Below are 17,265 nucleotides of genomic sequence, written 5' to 3'. Positions count from 1 at the left end.
TGTTTTTTATTCTTCTATTTTTTCGACTTTTTCAAGTGCCTCATTGGAATTACCACGACTGCTAAAATTATTTAATAAGTCAGGGACGTCAATTCCCATTGTTCCTAGGACATCAAGGCCCTGTTTAAGGCTTTCTTGTGACATTCCGAGAATTTTTGACGAACCTTCTCCACCATAAATATTAATAGAATCAACAGCTTGAAGATTACTTGATACACTAGCAACAACTTCTGGAAGAATTTCAAGTGCCATGTTCAATTTAGCCGCATCATTCATTTTTTGCATTGCTTCGGCTTTTTTATCAATTGCTTCGGCTTCGGCAAGCCCTTTAAGGCGAATCGCTTCGGCTTCAGCTTTACCAGTTGCTTCAATAGCTGTAGCTTCGGCCATTGCTGTTACTTCACGTTGTTTAGCTGTAGCTTTGGCTGTAGCTTCAATAGCGGCTGCTTCGGCCTGTGCTCTCACTTCGCGTTCACGCGCATCGGCTTCGGCTTTAGCAATTTGTGCAGCCTTGGCAGCCTCGGCAGCTTTTACGACATTGGCTTCATTTTCTTGTGCTTTACGGAGAACTTCTTGAGTTTCTAAGTCAGTTTCTCTTTGCTTTTTAATCAATTCAACTTGCATTTCAGCTTCAGTTGTTTCTTTTTTAGAAATTGCTTCTTGAATCGCGTAAGCTTGGTCAGCAGAGGCTTGTGCTTGGTCAGCTTGAGCTTTTGCTTCAGCAGCAGCAATTGATTGTTCTTGCTCATAGTGAGCTAAACTGATTGCTTTTTCCTTTTGGGCATTGGCAACTTGAGTTGCGGCAAGTGCTTCAGCTTTTTGGGCATCTTGATCAGCCGCTGCTTTTTGAATACGAGTTTCCTTGTCAGCATTTGCAACAGCAATCGCTGCTTCTTGTTGAACACGCGCTACTTCTTTAGCACCTAATGCTTTGATGTAGTTTTGGTCATCACGAATATCATTAATAACGAATGAAACGATTGAAAGTCCCATTTTTGAGAGATCAGTCCCTGCTTGACCTTGAACTTCAGCTGAAAACTTATTACGGTCTTCGATTAGTTCAGATACTGTCATTGTTCCAACAATCGCCCGAAGATGTCCACGAAGGACTTGGTCAGCCATTGCGTCACGTTGTTCATCTCTTTTACCTAAAAATTGCTCAGCAGCTGTCGCAATATCTTGCAAAGTAGAACCTACTTTAATCATAGCTGTGGCTTCAACCGTTACTGGAATTTTATCTTTCGAGAGAACTTTTTCCGTTTTAATATCGATTGCAGCAGATTGTAAGCTGAGGTATCTCGCATTTTGGAAGATTGGTAAAACAAAGGTACCAGAACCACGAACCACTTTTAATCGATTCCCTTGTGAGTCTTTATTGACACCTTTTGAACCTAGACCTGAACCATAAACGATAAGGGCCGCTTGAGGTCCTGATTTTTTGTAGTTTGCAGCGATAATTCCTAATAGAATTAAGATAATAACAATCACCACAATTGCCAAAATATAAAGTAGTGGCATAATGTCTCCTTTGTATAATAAATTTTATTTATTTGAGCAATTTTTAGGTTCTCTATTGCTAATAAATCGTTTGTTGATAAGGAATAACGTAAGCAATTCCTGCTTTACTCTCGATAATCAGAACTTGCGCTCCTGATTCAATTTGCTCGATATTATCCTTATTTGGTAGATAAATTTTTGCAGGCATTGTTTTACGTGATTCATTGACAAAGGTCGTCATAACTTCGCCAGTCGCCTCTTTTGAACTGATGGCTGTTGTCAGAATTCCTGTCAGTAAATCTTTTTCATCCGCATTATACTTTTGATCTGACATTTTGTTAAAAAATGCCATTCCTGGGAGTAATAAGATTGTTAAAAAGATGATGAGTACAATGATAATCAAAGTAATGATAATAAATAGCATCCCTTATTCTCCTTGAAAGCCTTTTGTTACGCTTTCTTAATATTATACCATTTTATGAAGAAGCTTATCAGTAAAAAATTGTTATTTTCTTATTTATTTTCGTGTTTTTTAGCGGCTACTCTTTTTTGTCGTTCTAGTTCTTTTTTTATTTTTCCTTCTGGAGCAAATTTTTCTTCCCAATCTTCTGGTTTTAAGACTTTGTGTGTGATCGGGTCAAAGTGTGGACGTCCATCCGGGAAAATTTTCCCCATATTTGCTCGATGAACAGCATTGAAAATTTCATAGGGGTCAATTCCTGAAAGGACAAGCGAGCCATAAGTGAAATAGAGCAAATCAATCATAGCATCTACTTGGCCAGTCAAGCTGTCTTCATTATGCTCTTTTAAAGTCACTTTATTTGCTGCCTTATCAACGGCTTGATGTAAATTATTCACAAGTTCTGTAAATTTCTCTTGGTTACCGTCAGCAGAGGCGTAAAGAAATTCGACAATTTCTTCGACTTTGAAATCAGCCCGGAAACTTGCTTCTGTTGGCGAAAAGGCTTTAGGAATTTCTTGTGTTTTTCCATCCATTAATCGGTGGAAATCTTTTACTTTATTGAAGTTTTGGTCTTTAGAAACAAAGTCTTTTTCAACAGAATAATGAATTAAGCCATAGTAGGCTAATGCTTTGGCGATTCCATCTTGATTATTGGTATCTGTAATATAAGTTGCAACCTCTTTTACAACTGAGACCGCATTGCCCATCGCAATCCCATAACCAACTCCAGAAATCATCGTCAAATCATTTTCCGAATCGCCAAAACACATGACTTGGTCTAAAGTAAAACCATAGTGTTCTCCTAATCTTTGAATTCCTGGTAATTTTCCTCCTGATTTTGAAATTAAATCAACAGAATAAGGATTGCTTCGTGTCACCAGTAATTCTGGAAATGCCTCTTGTAGGCGAGCCGTTTCGTTTCTTGTTGCAACCATCATTGCCTGATAAATTACTTCTTCTTCATTATCAGCTAAATTTGAATTTTGCGGTAAAACTCTGCGAATAATGTGTTTAAAACTGTTTCTTGCCACCCCAGAAGTACCTGAGGGCAAAACGCCTGACAAAAAACTGGCTAAACGTGTCTCGCCAAATTTTAAAAGGCCAGAGCCATTTACACCGTGGGCTGTTCCCAAAGAGATGTCAGAATGGTTTTCAGTGGCATAATTTATCAGGTTTTTTAAGGATTTTTGTTCTAAAGGATTTTGAAAAATCACTTCTTTTGGTGTGAAAATATACTGACCGTTGTAACTTACAGCAAAGTCTAAATCTAAATCTTCTAATAATGGCATGACAAAAGCTGGGCCTCGCCCGGTGGCAATCCCGACAAAAATATCTTTTTGACGTAGCTCTTGTATTGCTTTACGAGTACTTGTTGCTACTCCTCGTGTTGAAGTAAACAGGGTTCCATCTAAATCAAAAAATACTGCTTTTATATCCATCTCTCAAATCTTTTCTAGCTTTGGCAAAGCTTTCATTTATTAACTAAATTATACAGTAATTTTAATTCTATTTCATTTATTAGTTATTTTTTTCTGGACTAAATTTTGATATAATGCTAATGCTGGCTTTTATTCGGAGTCTTTAAAATTAAATATTTAATTATTGTTTATTATAGATAGATAAGGAAATAATGATGAAAAAAATCTTAATTCTCCACACTGGTGGAACAATTTCGATGGCGGAAGATGAAAATGGTCATGTTTCCCCAAATGCAGTCAATCCAATGAATGCTGTGAGCATGCAGTTTGATGAAGTAAACTTAGTGACAGAGGATATTTTTAACTTACCTAGTCCACATGTCACTTTATCAGATATGTTGGTTTTGAAAAATCGAATCAAAACAGCTTTTATTGCTGAGGATTTTGATGGAGTGGTCATTACACATGGAACTGACACACTTGAAGAAACAGCTTTTTTCCTTGACACTACTCTTTCACGTGGTAAACCAATTGTTTTAACTGGTGCCATGCGCTCAAGTAATGAATTAGGAACTGACGGAATTTATAATTTACTGACAGCTATTCGCGTCGCTGCTGACAGTAATTCAAGTGACCGTGGCGTACTTGTTGTCATGAATGACGAGATTCATTCTGCTCGTTATGTCACTAAAACACACACGACTAATGTTTCAACTTTTCAAACACCTACACATGGTCCTGTCGGTTTACTGACAAAAAATAAAATTATTTATTTCCATAAAGATAGTGAAAATCAACATTTAGATGTTGCAACTGTTCATGGAAAAGTGCCAATTGTCAAAGCTTTTGCTGGGATGACTGGGGAAATTTTAGATTTACTCAATTTGGAACAACTAGATGGTCTTGTCATTGAAGCATTAGGTGCGGGAAATCTCCCACCTATTGCTAGTCAATCACTTCAAAGATTATTAGATGCTAAGGTTCCTGTCGTTCTTGTTTCTCGTTGTTTTAACGGAATTGCTGAACCTGTCTATTCCTATCAAGGCGGTGGTTCACAACTTTATGAAGCTGGCGTAATGTTTGCTGATGAAGTCAATTCTCAAAAAGCACGTATTAAATTGATTATTGCATTGAATGCTGGCTTGAAAGATTTATCAGAATTACGGCCTTTCTTGGAAAATTAAAAAAATTACTGACAAAAAAGAATCATCAGCTGACTGATGATTCTTTTATTTGCCGATTTAAAGCTCATTAAGCAATCGCTACTGACAGAATTATCAGCTGACTGACAATTCCTATATTTACCGATTTAAAGCTCATTGAGCAATCGCTATTGACAGAATCGTCAGCTGACTGACAATTCCTTTATTTACCGATTTAAAGCTCATTAATCAATCGCTTTAAACTGTCAGTAAATTTATTTTAAATTATCTTGTAATTCTTGCCAAATTTGTTGATTTTCTTCTAAAGAATAAGAATTAGCTCCGGAAGCTAGTGCATGGCCTCCGCCATCATGTCTTTTAGCAATTTCATTAATTGGCTTTACTTTTGAACGCATTCTTACTCGGAAATGTCCATCGGCTTGTTCCACAAATATTGCCCAAGATTCAATTCCTCGAATATTTCCCGGTGTAGAAACAATACTTGAAGTTTCTGCGTCACGTAAATCAAATTTTTTTAAAATTTCTTGAGTTAATAAAACACGTGCAGCTCCTTTTTCTGAAACTTCCATATTTTCATAAACAAAACCTTGTAAGCGAGCAACTTTCATATCAAATGACGACATTTCTCGTCCTAAAGCTGGACGGTCAAATGGAAATTCTGCTAATTTTGAAGCTACTTTTAAGGTATTCGGCGAAGTGGCTGGATACAAGAAACGTCCAGTATCTCCAATAATTCCCGCATAAAGGAGGCGGGCGGCTTCTGCATTCAATTTAAGACCTGTTTCAAAGGCAAAATCGGCAACAATTTCTGATGCTGAGCTACGTTCAGGCTCTACTAGCAACAAATCTCCATAAGCATCATCATTTGGATGGTGGTCAATTTTAATTAGAAAATCAGCATTTTTGTAGCGGTCATCGTCAATTCGTGGTGTGTTTGCTGTATCACAAACTATAGAAAGATATTTTTCATCTTCTCTAAGTTCGACCAAATCCATTTCAGCTAAATAGGTTAAGGTTGGCTCGTCATAACCAACTGCATAAATTCTTTTTTCGGGGAAATTTTCTCTCAGAATTGCTCGGAGTCCTGCTTGAGAACCAATGGCGTCTGGGTCTGGATTTTTATGTCTGTGAATGAGAATAAGCTCATAGGCTTTTATTTTTTCTAAAATTTCGTTCATTTTTTTCCTCTTTTATTTTTTATGTTAATTGTACATTGACTAGAACTTTAGCTACGATGTTATTGACATGATAAATTTCACAATCAACCATTGCACCAATTCGTGTTTCTCCAATCACCTTTGGATAAATCTCTAGCACATTGTCAATAGCGGCAGCTCCCATCATATGCATATTTAATGCTTCAATGATGATATTCCGTCGTCTTTTTTTGGCAAAAACACGTTGAACAACTTGCGTAATAAGTTCTGCAAAAACACCATTAGCGATTGTTCCCACGCTATTTATCATAAATGGTTCGACCGTCACGGTGTAGGCTGAGCCTTTTTCTACCAAAGAATTAGCAATATTATCACTGAAAGTGTGAGCCACCTGACTTTCTTCCTGTGCTTTTTGTAAGCTTTGGAGAAGGTCTGATTTGGTAATAATTCCTGCGTAAGTATAATTTTCATAAACGACAGGCATCATATCATAGCCTTCATAAATCATCTTTTGCGAAACGCTCGCCACTGTCATACTTGCTCTTGCAACATTGGCTCTTGTCATCACTTTATTGAGCGGAGTATCGTTTTTCTTATTTGTAACATCCCGCATGGCAACTACACCCACAACAACGTTGTAAGTGTTGACGACGGCAAAACGACTGTCATTCGTTTTTTTAACTAAATCCAAAAAATCTTTGACTGTATCTTCTTCACGTAAGGTTGCCCTTTTTTGATGAAAGACATCTCCGACTGTAATAATATCTTTTTTGATGAGTTCGTTGGCCAAAGCGTGACTGATACGATTGGCAACGGTAAAGGTATCATAGGATGTCCGTAAAAGTGGAATCCCTAATTGATTAGCATAGTTGACAACTTCTTGGTCCACGTCAAAGCCCCCTGTAACTAAAACAGCATTCTGCTCTCTGAGGGCTAGATTTTGAATTTCTTTTCGGTCACCAACGATGACTAGACCATTGGGCGAGAGGTAGCGCTTGAAGGATTCTCTTTGCATGGCTGAAATGACGAATTTGCTGAATTCGACTTCTAATCCAGCAAGTCCACCTAAAACATCAGCATTAGCTATTTCTGCAAGTTTACCAAAGGTTAATCGATTGGCTACTTTTTGTCCTTTAACTGCCACTCTAACGGTTCCAGAACGGTCATTTACGGCTACCAAACCTAGTATTTCTGCTTCTTTGATTGCGCGATATGCCGTTCCGTCAGCGACTTTCATTCGATTGGCAATTCCACGTACACTGACTTGTTTACCAATTTCCAAACCTTCAATATAATTTAATATTTCTTCGTGCTTTGACATAAAACTTCAAATTTCCCCAATCTCTGAATTTTTTTGATAAATTTCATCGTCACTTTTTCTAAGTTCATATTGTTCAAAATCTCTAATTTTTTTGCTGTATTGATTTGTCCCTTTAAATTTTTTAACTAAGTGATAGCCTGATTTAAGGGCAACTTTTTTAGACGGAACATTTTCTTTATCAATCAATAAAATCAATTTTTTAAGTCCAAATTGTTCAAAAGAAAATTCTGTCAGTACTTTTAATGCTTCTGTCAGTAACCCTTGATTCCAATAATTTTGATTTAAAACATAACCAATTTCCGCAGACTGATTTTTATCAGAAATTTTCACAAAATGAATATCTCCAATCAGCCGATGTTCAGATTTCAACTCAATTGCCCATTTCCCTAAAGGACTTTTCATATAATCGTTAGCAATTGAAAAACGTGTTTCTGAAAGTGACAGATGCGGGGCAAAAACAAATTTTAGATTTTCTGGATTACCTGAATAGTCAAACATGTCCTCAGCGTCTTTTAAATCAAAGGGACGCAAAAGCAATCGCTTTGTTTCAATAATGCTAAACTCAGCTAATTTGACATAAATATTCATGGCACTCCTTTTTGACTGTTTTCATGATTTTAATTATATCATAGTTTTTAACACTAAATTTAATCATTAAGACCTAATGGAAATACAAGCCTATCTGTAAGTGCTAGAGCGCCAACAGCTACGCTTTGACAAAGCGAATCTTCGCAACTACATCGCTGGCACGGCCAGCGAAGATACGGGCAATGAGCATTATATCAGAAAGTCTATGAAAAATGAATGAAGATTTGTAATTTTAGGGCTCATTATTCCTCTCCTATGCTGAGCTATGTTATAATTTTTATGGTAGAAAAAATGAATTATATAAAAATCAATTTAAAATTAAATAACCCCTTAGCTTTCTGGGCAAACTTTTCAGAAAGTGAGCGTTTCTTTTGGTTTGACCCTCAAAAAGAAACTTTTGTCATTGGCTGTGAGCGTTTGAAAGCCATTGACCTTGAACATGATAAGTTTTCTGACTATCCCTATCTCTTTCATAGTCAGACTTTTTTTGATGACATTAAAGGAGAACTTTGGAAAAATTTCGGTGGCGAAACCATTGCTTTTAAACATTATTTCGTTGTCAATAAGGAAAATTCTTACACCCTCACTTGTGATAGCCCACGAGAAATTCCTGAAATCACTATTCCAAAATTTAAGCATCAACTCACTGAAAAAGCTTCTGATTTTTCGGCTTGGCAAGAACTTTTTTATGCCATTCAAAAAAATTTTGCTGACGGAAAGAGTCGAAAAATTGTCGCTTCAAGAGAACTTGAATTTACAAGTCAAACCTCTTTTGAACTCGAAAGTATCATCCAAAATTTATTAGATAATAATCCAAATGCTTTTATTTTTGCTTATCAAAAAGGAAAAAGAATTTTCCTTGGAGCATCGCCTGAAATTTTAGTTCAAAAAGAAAATGACCAACTCCTTAGTTATGCCTTAGCTGGAACTTTTCCAAAAACAATGGAAAATGCGGGGCAAAAATTGCTGACAGACCCCAAAAATCTTTTAGAGCATGATATTGTTGTCCAAAAAATAAAAAGAAATCTGCTTGAAAAATCCGAGACAGTTAAGGTTGGAACAACCGAATTAATGGAGTTGAAAAATGTTTATCATCTTCGGACAATTTTAAGTGCTAAAAATTCTGAGCTTTCACTTATTGATTGGACAAAACAGCTTCACCCAACGCCTGCTCTTGGAGGAGAGCCTCGTCATGAGGCCCTCGAATTCCTCAGAAAGCATGAAAATCATGAGCGAGGACTATATGCTGCACCTCTTGGCTTAATTGACAGCAAAGGAAATGGCACAATGATTGTCGGGATTCGTTCGGCTTTGATTGTGGACAAGAAACTTTATGCTTATGCAGGGTGTGGAATTATCCCTTCTTCCGATGCTTTAGAAGAATTTAGGGAAACCAAGGTAAAATTAAAAACCATTTTAGAAGCTTTGTAACTTTTTAAAATATTTTACGATTTTAGATTTTTAAATTAGAAATGGAGATAGTCATGACCAATGAATATTTAGCTCCCTTTGTTGATGAACTTTTCAATTTAGGGGTACGTGAAGCTGTTTTTAGTCCAGGTTCACGTTCAACGGCTTTAGCTATGCTTTTTGAGGAATACAAAAAATACGATACTTATGTCAACATTGATGAACGTTCGGCTGCTTTTTTTGCTCTGGGAATTGCTAAAGCGAAAAAACGTCCTGTTGTTTTAGTTTGTACTTCAGGTTCTGCTGCGGCTCATCATTTCCCAGCTGTCCTTGAAGCAAAAATGAGTCGAGTCCCCCTTATTATTTTAACGGCGGACAGACCGGCTGAGCTTCAATTCGTTGGAGCTCCTCAAACAGTCGACCAGACCAGATTTTTTGGAAATTTTGTTAATCATTTTGAAAATCTTGAAGCTCCACATATTCAAACCCAGTCTCAAACAGAAAACTTTTGGACCTATCCACGTAAAGTCGCACAACGAGCTGTCTTATCAGCTATTTCCCCTCTTTCGGGTCCTGTGCAAATCAATGTTCCCTTGCGTGATCCTTTAGTTCCAGAATTAAAAAGTGAAAATTATGAAAAAGGACGTTCTAAACATGCCTTTAAATTCTATAAAGGACAAGCACAAGTAAGGCTTCCGTTTGATGAAACTTTATTTTCTGGAAAAACATTAATTTTAGCCGGTGCCAATTTTGACAAAGATTATTCTGAAGCACTTTTAAAACTTGCTGAACAATTAAAAGCTCCAATTTTAGCGGATCCACTTTCTAATCTGCGTAATCATAATCATCCTTTGGTCATAGACTCTTATGATGCTTTTTTAGCAAATAATGATTTAAAAACTCAATTAAAAGCGGATGCTATTCTGCTTTTTGGACAAATGCCTGTTTCTAAACGTTTGCAACAATTTGTTGCTTTCAATAACGAAGCTGAATTTATTCAAGTTGACCCTGCTCTTGATTATCGCAACCCTAGTTTGACAACGACAACGATGGTTCAGTCTGATGTTGTTCCTTTTGCTTCTTCAATTAAAAAAGTAAATTCTGATAGTTCTTATTTGGAAAAATGGCAAAATGCTCAAGAAAAAATGCGCCAACTTCTTGAAAAAGTGACTTATGAAGAAAATGCTTTTGAAGGACGTTATGTCCAAGAACTACAAAAACATTTGGAAGCACTGGATGCTCAACTTCTTGTTTCAAATAGTATGGAAATCAGAGATATTGACTATTGGTGGAAAAAAGCGGATGCCAAAGTTAGAATTCTAGGAAATCGTGGTGTGAATGGCATTGACGGGACTGAATCAACTGCACTCGGAATTGCTACAACGGGTAAACCGACGGTTTTATTGACTGGGGATTTGTCAATGCTACACGATTTAAATGGTTTAATTGTCGGTAAAACACATGAACTTAATCTGACTATTGTGCTATTTAATAATGACGGTGGTGGGATTTTTCATCATTTAGCTCAAAAAGGCGTACCGAATTTTGATTATCTTTTTTCAACTCCACATGGTTTAAATTTTGCTGGACTGGCTGAGTTGACTGGTTTAGATTATCATTTGGTCAGTGGCTATGCTGATTTTGGTCAGCAATTTGAGGATTCTCTTCATCAATCTGGCATTCATCTTTTGGAAATTAAAACGGATAAAGATTTAAGTCTTGCTTTACATCAAAAATATACGACTTATGAAAATTGATAAAAAAATAATTACTATTGATGGTTTTGATTATGCTGTCCGTATTTGGGGGACTGGAGAGGTCCTATTTGCACTGCATGGTTTTTCTGAAAGTTCTAATACTTGGCGAAATCTTCATTTGGCCGGCTACAAAATTGTTGCTATCGATTTGTTAGGTCACGGTTCATCAGCAAAACCAAAGGAACTTGACCCTTATAAACTTGAGGCGATTTTGAAAAATCTGCACTTGCTATTTGCGCAATTTACTGACGGAAATGCTTTTTCACTTCTTGGTTATTCAATGGGTGGACGATTGGCGCTTCGTTATTGCCTTGCTCATCCGTCAGCTCCTGTTAAATATTTGATTTTAGAGTCAACTGGTCCTGGTCTTTTATCTAGTGAAGACCGCAAAAAAAGACGACTGGCTGACGAAGAATTAGGACAGAAGATTTTGTTAAATGGGTCTGCTTGGTTTGCTGACTTTTGGGCTAATATTTCACTTTTTGAATCACAAAAAAAACTGTCAGTAAAAATTCAACAGGAAATTTGGGAAAGCCGTGCAAGCAATTCACCCTTAGCTCTTGCCCAAACTTTGAATGGAACAGGTCAAGGGCAACTTCCCTATGTTGGCGATAAAATTTCTTTAATAAAATCCAACATTCTCTATCTATCTGGTGATTTAGACGAAAAATATTCAAAAATTGCTAAAGAAATTTTTGCTCCAAATCCGAATGTCACTTGGATTTCTGTTGCTGCTTCTGGTCATAATATTCATCTAGAAAATCCGGTCACCTATCAAAAAATACTAGAGGAATTTTTACCTTAGTCAAAATGCTTTATGATATAATTGAAAAGTAATGCCTATATCATTTCTGTCAGTAAAACTGATGAATTAGTTTTACTGACAGAAATAAATACAATAAAAATAATTTTTCTAAGTGGACTTATGAAGGTTAATGAAAATAATAGAATTTCATAACTTCTAAACACTCAACGACAATCTGACATCAAAGATATCAGTTTGTTGCTTCCCCTGAAGTTTAAGCGCTAAAGCGCCAAGACCCTAGGCCCCCTCACATCTTAATTTTAATTGAGTTCGGACTCGCATAAGTTGATGAAAATAGATAAAATGGAACCTGGGCTATGCCCAGAACCGCATTTTTCTAATTTTCACAACTTCTAGCGCTCGTCCTCACATCTTAAAGGAGAATCATGTCAAAATTTAATTGGGTTGCTCTCAACCGTAACTACGAAGATATTATTTATGAAACTTATGATGGAATTGCTAAAATTACCATCAATCGTCCTGAAGTCCGCAATGCCTTCCGTCCCAAAACCGTCGTTGAAATGATTGATGCTTTTAGTGTCGCTCGTGATGATACCAATGTCGGCGTGATTATTTTGACTGGTGCAAATCATGGAAAAGGTGAAGATAAAGAAGCCTTTTGTTCTGGTGGTGACCAAAAAGTACGCGGAAATGGTGGATATGTTGGTGAAGACCAAATTCCTCGTTTGAACGTTTTAGATTTGCAACATTTGATTCGGATTACACCAAAACCTGTCATTGCCATGGTGAATGGTTTTGCCATTGGTGGAGGTCACGTTTTACATATTGTTTGTGATTTGACTATCGCTTCTGAAAATGCAAAATTTGGTCAAACTGGTCCGCGTGTTGGTTCTTTTGATGCGGGTTATGGTGCTGGTTTACTTGCCGCTATGGTTGGGCAAAAGAAAGCACGTGAAATCTGGTTCCTCTGCCGTCAATATACTGCCCAAGAAGCAATGGACATGGGAATGGTTAATACTGTTGTTCCATTTGACCGTCTTGAAGAAGAAACTGTTCAATGGGCCCAAGAAATGCTTGCCCTCTCACCAATGGCGCTTCGTATGCTCAAAGGTTCAATGAATGCTGCAACTGACGGACTTGCTGGACTGCAACAATTTGCAGGAGATGCAACACTTATGTTCTATACTACGGATGAAGCCAAAGAAGGACGCGATGCTTTCAAAGAAAAACGCAAACCTGATTTTGACCAATTTCCAAAATTCCCATAAAAATTTCCAAAATTGCTGACAAAGCGTCTTTTTGACGCTTTTTGTGATTTAAAAGTTACTGACAGGATTTCTGTCAGTAAAAAATACACAGAAAGGAGAAAATTGAGTTCGCTCACAGCTTAAATAATGAAATGGTTAAAAAAACAGGCGGAACTTTATCCCCAAAAACAATTTTTAAATGACTATACTTTTGCCCAAATCAATCAGGAAGTCAATAAGATGGCTGAACATTTGGCTCCTCTTATTGACAATCAATCACGGGTTGCGCTCCTTTCAGAAAACTCTGTTGAAATGGCAGTCGTTTTGTTTGCCTTGCTCGGTTTATCAAAAGAAGTTCTTCTATTGAATACACACTTGACCGAATACGAACTGGCTGACCAAATCAAGGAACTCGAGATTGAGACAGTCTTCACATCAGATTCACTGACAGAAAAAGTTACTGACAGCATTTCTTTTTCGGAAATTTGGACTAGTAACCCTTGCCCTGTAAGTCTGTCAGCAGATTTTCCTGATGAAAAAATTGCCGTCATCATGAACACTTCCGCTACTACCGGAAAATTTAAATCTGTCCCTATTACTTGGGGCATGATTTCAAATCACGTCAAAGCCTCAAAGGAAACGCTTGGCGCTTATGACAATGATAATTGGCTTGTCATCTTACCCATGTTTCATGTTTCTGGACTTTCCATTATCATGCGTACTTTATATAACGCAACATCAGCGACCGTTGTTGATAAATTTGATGAAAACCAACTTCTTGAAATGGTCAATTCTGGGAAAATCAACATGGTTTCGCTTGTCCCAACCCTCCTTACGAGAATTGCTGATAAATTGCATAGCAATAACTTACGTTTAATTCTACTTGGTGGTGAATTTATTCCCCAACCTTTAATCAAAAAATGCCAAGAATTAGGGCTTCCTATTTACAAAACTTATGGAATGACTGAAAGTTTTTCACAATCTGTCACTTTTAATATTTTAGATTTCCCTGATAAAACAAGCTCTGTCGGGCGACCTTTACCAGGTGTTGAAATTGAGATTCGTCAAGCTGACCTTGCTGGCGTTGGTGAAATTTGGTTAAAATCTCCCATGTTGATGAAAGCTTACCTAGGCCAAAAGCCTTACGGCACTGCTTTTGAAACAGGCGATATCGGTTACCTTGACGCGGACGGTTTTCTCTATCTGCTCAATCGCAGAAATGATATCATTATTTCTGGCGGTGAAAATATTTACCCCAAAGAAATCGAAGATTTAGTTTATTCTCTTCCTGAAATCAAGGAATGTGCACTTGTTGCTAAGCCAGATGCCAAGTGGGGACAAGTGCCAATTCTCTTCGTTTCAGGCAATATTTCCCAAGAAAAATTAGAAAACTTTCTCACTGAAAAACTGGCAAAATACAAACGCCCCCAATCCATCACTTTCATGGATGAATTGCCCAAAAATGCTTCTGGAAAAATCTTAAGAAAAGAGCTTAAAGGATGATAATTGAAAAAATTACAATGTTTCATGTTCAACTCCCTATGAAATTTGATTTTAAGACCGCCAAAGGTTCCTTGAATCTCCGAGATACAATTATTATAAAAGTTGAAAGTCCTAACGGACTTTCGGGATTTGGTGAGGTTGTTGCATTCACGACTCCTTTTTATACTTCAGAAACTTTTGCTGATTCTTGGAAAATCTTGGAAGAAACTTACCTGCCAGAAATTTTGCAAAAAGACTTCTCACACCCTTTTGAAATACATAAATTTTTTAGAAATCCCTTACCAATGGCACTGGCTGGACTAGAAAATGCACTTCTAGATTTGTATTTTAAAGGAAAAAATGAAAATTTGATTGCTGGACTTTTTCAAGAAAAATTAGCTGATAAAATCCCACGTGGTGCGGTGCTTGGACAAATGTCTGACGAGCAAACCATTAAGGAAATTGACCAACTTATTAACAGTGGCGTCAAAAGAATTAAATTAAAAATTAGTCCACAAATTGGGACTGACTTGATTAAAAAGCTGGTAAAAAGATATCCAAAAATTACATTTGCTCTTGATGCCAATCGAAGTTTTCAACTGACAGACTGGCCAGTCATCAAAGAGCTAGACGAACTTGGTCTGGCTTGTATCGAAGAACCTTTTGATATCAAAGATTTATCCGAATTAAAATTACTGACAGAAAACTTCTTAACACCAATTTGCTTTGACGAATCCGTTCAAGATTTAGAAAGTCTAAAAATACTGACAGAACTTCCTTTTCAAACGATGCTCAATGTAAAAATAGGTCGTTTAGGTGGACTTTATCAAACGCAAAAAGCTATCGAATTTTGCAGACAGCATCAGATTGGCTTTTGGATTGGCAGTATGGTTGAGTCTGGTATCTCAAAAATACTCCATGTCCAACTCGCCGCGCTTTCTGGAAATGCTATGGCCGGTGATTTATCCGATTCCAAGCATTATTTTGACATAGACCTCATTCAACCAGAAATTGCATTTCCAAACGGTTGGATGACCGTCCCGACTGGAATTGGCATCGGTCTGTCAGTTAATGAAACGCTACTCAAAGGTTATACTGTAAATAAATTAATTATGACCTACTTTAGATGAACGAAAAAAGAAAAAAACTGGAACCTCTACTTACAGGTGAATTTTACTTCGCAAATTTCATCCACAACCTTGAAGCTCTGCTTCAAGCAGAATCACTTTTTTCCTACATCCGCTCCGTTGTCTCTTTTGGCAAGGTCGCTAGCTACATTATCGGTTCCAGCTAAGTACTGTTCTTCGCTACGCTCGAATGTCTATGCTAAAGCGCAACGAGAATCGCAAGTACTTGCTAGCAGTGCAAGCGTCAGCCAAAAAGGCATTTTTCATCATTTCAAGACAGTCAGCGACAAACTTGCTTGTCGCTGTCCCCGAAGCTCGTGCACTAAAGTGTTATGGCCCTAGGGCGGTCTCACATCTTATTAAGGAGATTTCCAATGAACATGATTGACCAACTCAATATCACAGATTTTCAAGTTTTTGCTGACGAGAATTCTGGCAAGTCTGTCAGTAAAATTTATAAATTCTCAAGTAAAATGATCCTCAGCGATTTTCATGCTCAACCGCACGGCTTTTTAAATGGAGGTGCAAGTCTTGCCCTCGCTGAAATCACAGCTGGTATGGCAAGTAATGCAATCGGCTCCGGTCAATATTTTGCCCTTGGTCAAAGCATTAACGCCAACCATCTCAATCCAAAAAAATGCGAAGGTTTCGTAAATGCCCGCGGTCTTCTCCTCAAAAATGGCAGACGCAACCATGTCTGGGAAATCAAAATCACTGACGAAAATGAAACGCTCATTTCTCAAATCACAGTGGTCAATGCTTTGGTACCACAAAAAAACTCTGACAAATAGTCAGAGTTTTTTTACGCTATCCCGAACGAGAAGCAAACTATCAGAAATATAATCCTCAGAAATTTCATTTTCAATTGAATCAATCAAATTAGACATTGCCATCTTCCCTTTTTCAACTTGGTCGATTGCCACTGTGGTCAATTTAGGTGAAATAAATTCATCAAATTCTGCATTATCAACTCCTACAATCGAAATATCCTTAAATATTTGATTTAATTTTGCTGCAAGAATATCAGCTGTACTATAAATAGCCGTAAAAGGTTGCTCCATTAAATATTCTGATACACTTTTCAAAATTTCTTGATAATCTGCACTTTTTGTTGTCAGAAATAAGATTTCTCCTTTAAAAAATTTACGAAATGCACAGTATCGTTTTTCAATGACACTTGGTTCCTCTTGATTAAAGTCAAAACTAAAGAAAAGAACTTTTTTATGTCCCATTTTGGAGAGATAATTGGCAATACTTTCTGAAATTTTTTCCTCATTTGTTCCAATAAAATTTCTTAACTTTCCATCTAATTTTTTCTTTTTTTCAAAATAAGTATCGATATAACTCACTGGTGTTAAAATAGCATCGTCTATTTTGAAGAAATCTCTATTTGAAGCTCCAACTACAATAAAACCAGCAAAAGCCCAATTTCTTTGGAGCTGCTCAATTCCCTTTGCACTTTGGACAGTATGAACCATTGTAAAATAGCCTTTTTCTTTAGCCATTCGTTCAATCCCCGTCAAAACAGAAGATATAAAAGGGTCAGTAAAATCTATCGTTTGAGACTTATTGTAAAATAGCACGCCAATCAATCTTGATTTTCCTGAACGTAAATTAGAAGCATTTTGATTTGGAACATAATTATATTTCTTTACTAAGGCTTGAATCTTGGCTTTTGTTTCTACCGAAACGCGTGAATTTTTTCCACGAATAACATTTGAAACAGTCATCACTGACACACCAGCCATTTCCGCAATTTCTTTTAAAGTGATTTTTGTCATAATATTCGTTTCTAACAAGAAGCGACTGATGTTCACATTTTTGTAAGTCATTTTATCAGAAGCCCTGTAGTCTCATTATACAAAGGTT

General features: G+C 36.9%; 16 protein-coding genes. 9 read left to right on the top strand and 7 right to left on the bottom strand.

Translation table 11 applies throughout. From position 1 onward, the window contains the following. Positions 1–6: 6 nt before the first annotated feature. The 3 genes from AB6B24_RS07570 to AB6B24_RS07560 form a co-directional block, all read right to left on the bottom strand. Positions 7–1,518, bottom strand: coding sequence for a flotillin family protein (locus AB6B24_RS07570; protein ID WP_029343598.1), 1,512 nt, complete (start codon positions 1,516–1,518; stop codon positions 7–9). A 58-nt stretch (positions 1,519–1,576) separates the two neighbouring features. Beyond that, positions 1,577–1,921, bottom strand: coding sequence for a hypothetical protein (locus AB6B24_RS07565; RefSeq protein WP_003132455.1), 345 nt, complete (start codon positions 1,919–1,921; stop codon positions 1,577–1,579). Positions 1,922–2,010: 89 nt separating this feature from the next. Beyond that, positions 2,011–3,399 carry a Cof-type HAD-IIB family hydrolase gene (locus AB6B24_RS07560; RefSeq protein ID WP_015426068.1) on the bottom strand — a complete coding sequence of 463 codons (1,389 nt, stop codon included), beginning with the start codon at positions 3,397–3,399 and terminating at the stop codon, positions 2,011–2,013. 194 nt (positions 3,400–3,593) lie between these two features. On the opposite strand from AB6B24_RS07560, the gene AB6B24_RS07555 reads away from it, so the two are divergent. After that, positions 3,594–4,562 carry an asparaginase gene (locus tag AB6B24_RS07555; RefSeq protein ID WP_026138879.1) on the top strand — a complete coding sequence of 323 codons (969 nt, stop codon included), beginning with the start codon at positions 3,594–3,596 and terminating at the stop codon, positions 4,560–4,562. A 233-nt stretch (positions 4,563–4,795) separates the two neighbouring features. On the opposite strand, the gene AB6B24_RS07550 is transcribed toward AB6B24_RS07555, so the two are convergent. The 3 genes from AB6B24_RS07550 to AB6B24_RS07540 are packed head-to-tail and all read right to left on the bottom strand — an operon-like array spanning position 4,796 to position 7,607. Continuing rightward, entirely contained in the window at positions 4,796–5,719 is a 924-nt protein-coding gene (locus AB6B24_RS07550) for a bifunctional oligoribonuclease/PAP phosphatase NrnA (protein ID WP_023188883.1), read from the bottom strand. A gap of 19 nt (positions 5,720–5,738) precedes the next feature. Continuing rightward, the gene (locus AB6B24_RS07545) at positions 5,739–7,019 is read right to left on the bottom strand and encodes a DRTGG domain-containing protein (protein WP_003132450.1); all 1,281 of its coding nucleotides are present in this window, start codon (positions 7,017–7,019) and stop codon (positions 5,739–5,741) included. 6 nt (positions 7,020–7,025) lie between these two features. Further along, positions 7,026–7,607, bottom strand: a complete 582-nt coding sequence (locus tag AB6B24_RS07540) for a GNAT family N-acetyltransferase (protein ID WP_038599853.1) — start codon at positions 7,605–7,607, stop codon at positions 7,026–7,028. A gap of 291 nt (positions 7,608–7,898) precedes the next feature. Between AB6B24_RS07540 and AB6B24_RS07535 the strand changes: the two genes are divergently transcribed. The 8 genes from AB6B24_RS07535 to AB6B24_RS07500 all read left to right on the top strand — a co-directional run bounded on the left by AB6B24_RS07535 (position 7,899) and on the right by AB6B24_RS07500 (position 16,187). Next, complete coding sequence (locus AB6B24_RS07535; protein WP_311804161.1) at positions 7,899–9,038, top strand: isochorismate synthase MenF; 1,140 nt, start codon at positions 7,899–7,901, stop codon at positions 9,036–9,038. Positions 9,039–9,091: 53 nt separating this feature from the next. Further along, positions 9,092–10,774, top strand: a complete 1,683-nt coding sequence (gene menD, locus AB6B24_RS07530) for a 2-succinyl-5-enolpyruvyl-6-hydroxy-3-cyclohexene-1-carboxylic-acid synthase (protein WP_311804160.1) — start codon at positions 9,092–9,094, stop codon at positions 10,772–10,774. Further along, complete coding sequence (gene menH / locus AB6B24_RS07525) at positions 10,764–11,579, top strand: 2-succinyl-6-hydroxy-2,4-cyclohexadiene-1-carboxylate synthase (RefSeq protein ID WP_311804159.1); 816 nt, start codon at positions 10,764–10,766, stop codon at positions 11,577–11,579. Before menD ends, menH begins: the two co-directional genes overlap by 11 nt. Positions 11,580–11,965: 386 nt before the next feature. Further along, positions 11,966–12,808, top strand: coding sequence for a 1,4-dihydroxy-2-naphthoyl-CoA synthase (gene menB, locus AB6B24_RS07520; RefSeq protein ID WP_003132444.1), 843 nt, complete (start codon positions 11,966–11,968; stop codon positions 12,806–12,808). Between the two features lie 126 nt (positions 12,809–12,934). Continuing rightward, the gene (gene menE, locus AB6B24_RS07515) at positions 12,935–14,290 is read left to right on the top strand and encodes an o-succinylbenzoate--CoA ligase (RefSeq protein WP_311804158.1); all 1,356 of its coding nucleotides are present in this window, start codon (positions 12,935–12,937) and stop codon (positions 14,288–14,290) included. Then, positions 14,287–15,399, top strand: a complete 1,113-nt coding sequence (gene menC / locus AB6B24_RS07510) for an o-succinylbenzoate synthase (protein WP_311804157.1) — start codon at positions 14,287–14,289, stop codon at positions 15,397–15,399. Before menE ends, menC begins: the two co-directional genes overlap by 4 nt. Positions 15,400–15,592: 193 nt before the next feature. Next, positions 15,593–15,784 carry a hypothetical protein gene (locus AB6B24_RS07505; RefSeq protein ID WP_311919051.1) on the top strand — a complete coding sequence of 64 codons (192 nt, stop codon included), beginning with the start codon at positions 15,593–15,595 and terminating at the stop codon, positions 15,782–15,784. After that, positions 15,771–16,187, top strand: coding sequence for a PaaI family thioesterase (locus AB6B24_RS07500; RefSeq protein ID WP_311804156.1), 417 nt, complete (start codon positions 15,771–15,773; stop codon positions 16,185–16,187). Before AB6B24_RS07505 ends, AB6B24_RS07500 begins: the two co-directional genes overlap by 14 nt. Here the strand turns inward: AB6B24_RS07500 and AB6B24_RS07495 are convergent, their stop codons facing one another. After that, complete coding sequence (locus AB6B24_RS07495; protein ID WP_021722920.1) at positions 16,188–17,228, bottom strand: LacI family DNA-binding transcriptional regulator; 1,041 nt, start codon at positions 17,226–17,228, stop codon at positions 16,188–16,190. Positions 17,229–17,265: the final 37 nt, after the last annotated feature.

The sequence above is a fragment of the Lactococcus sp. AK05 genome (assembly GCF_041026685.1).
Taxonomy (GTDB): Bacteria; Bacillota; Bacilli; order Lactobacillales; family Streptococcaceae; genus Lactococcus; species Lactococcus lactis.
The sequence above is the reverse complement of the archived record's forward strand: the minus strand, read 5'-3'. Positions and strand labels throughout refer to the sequence as shown.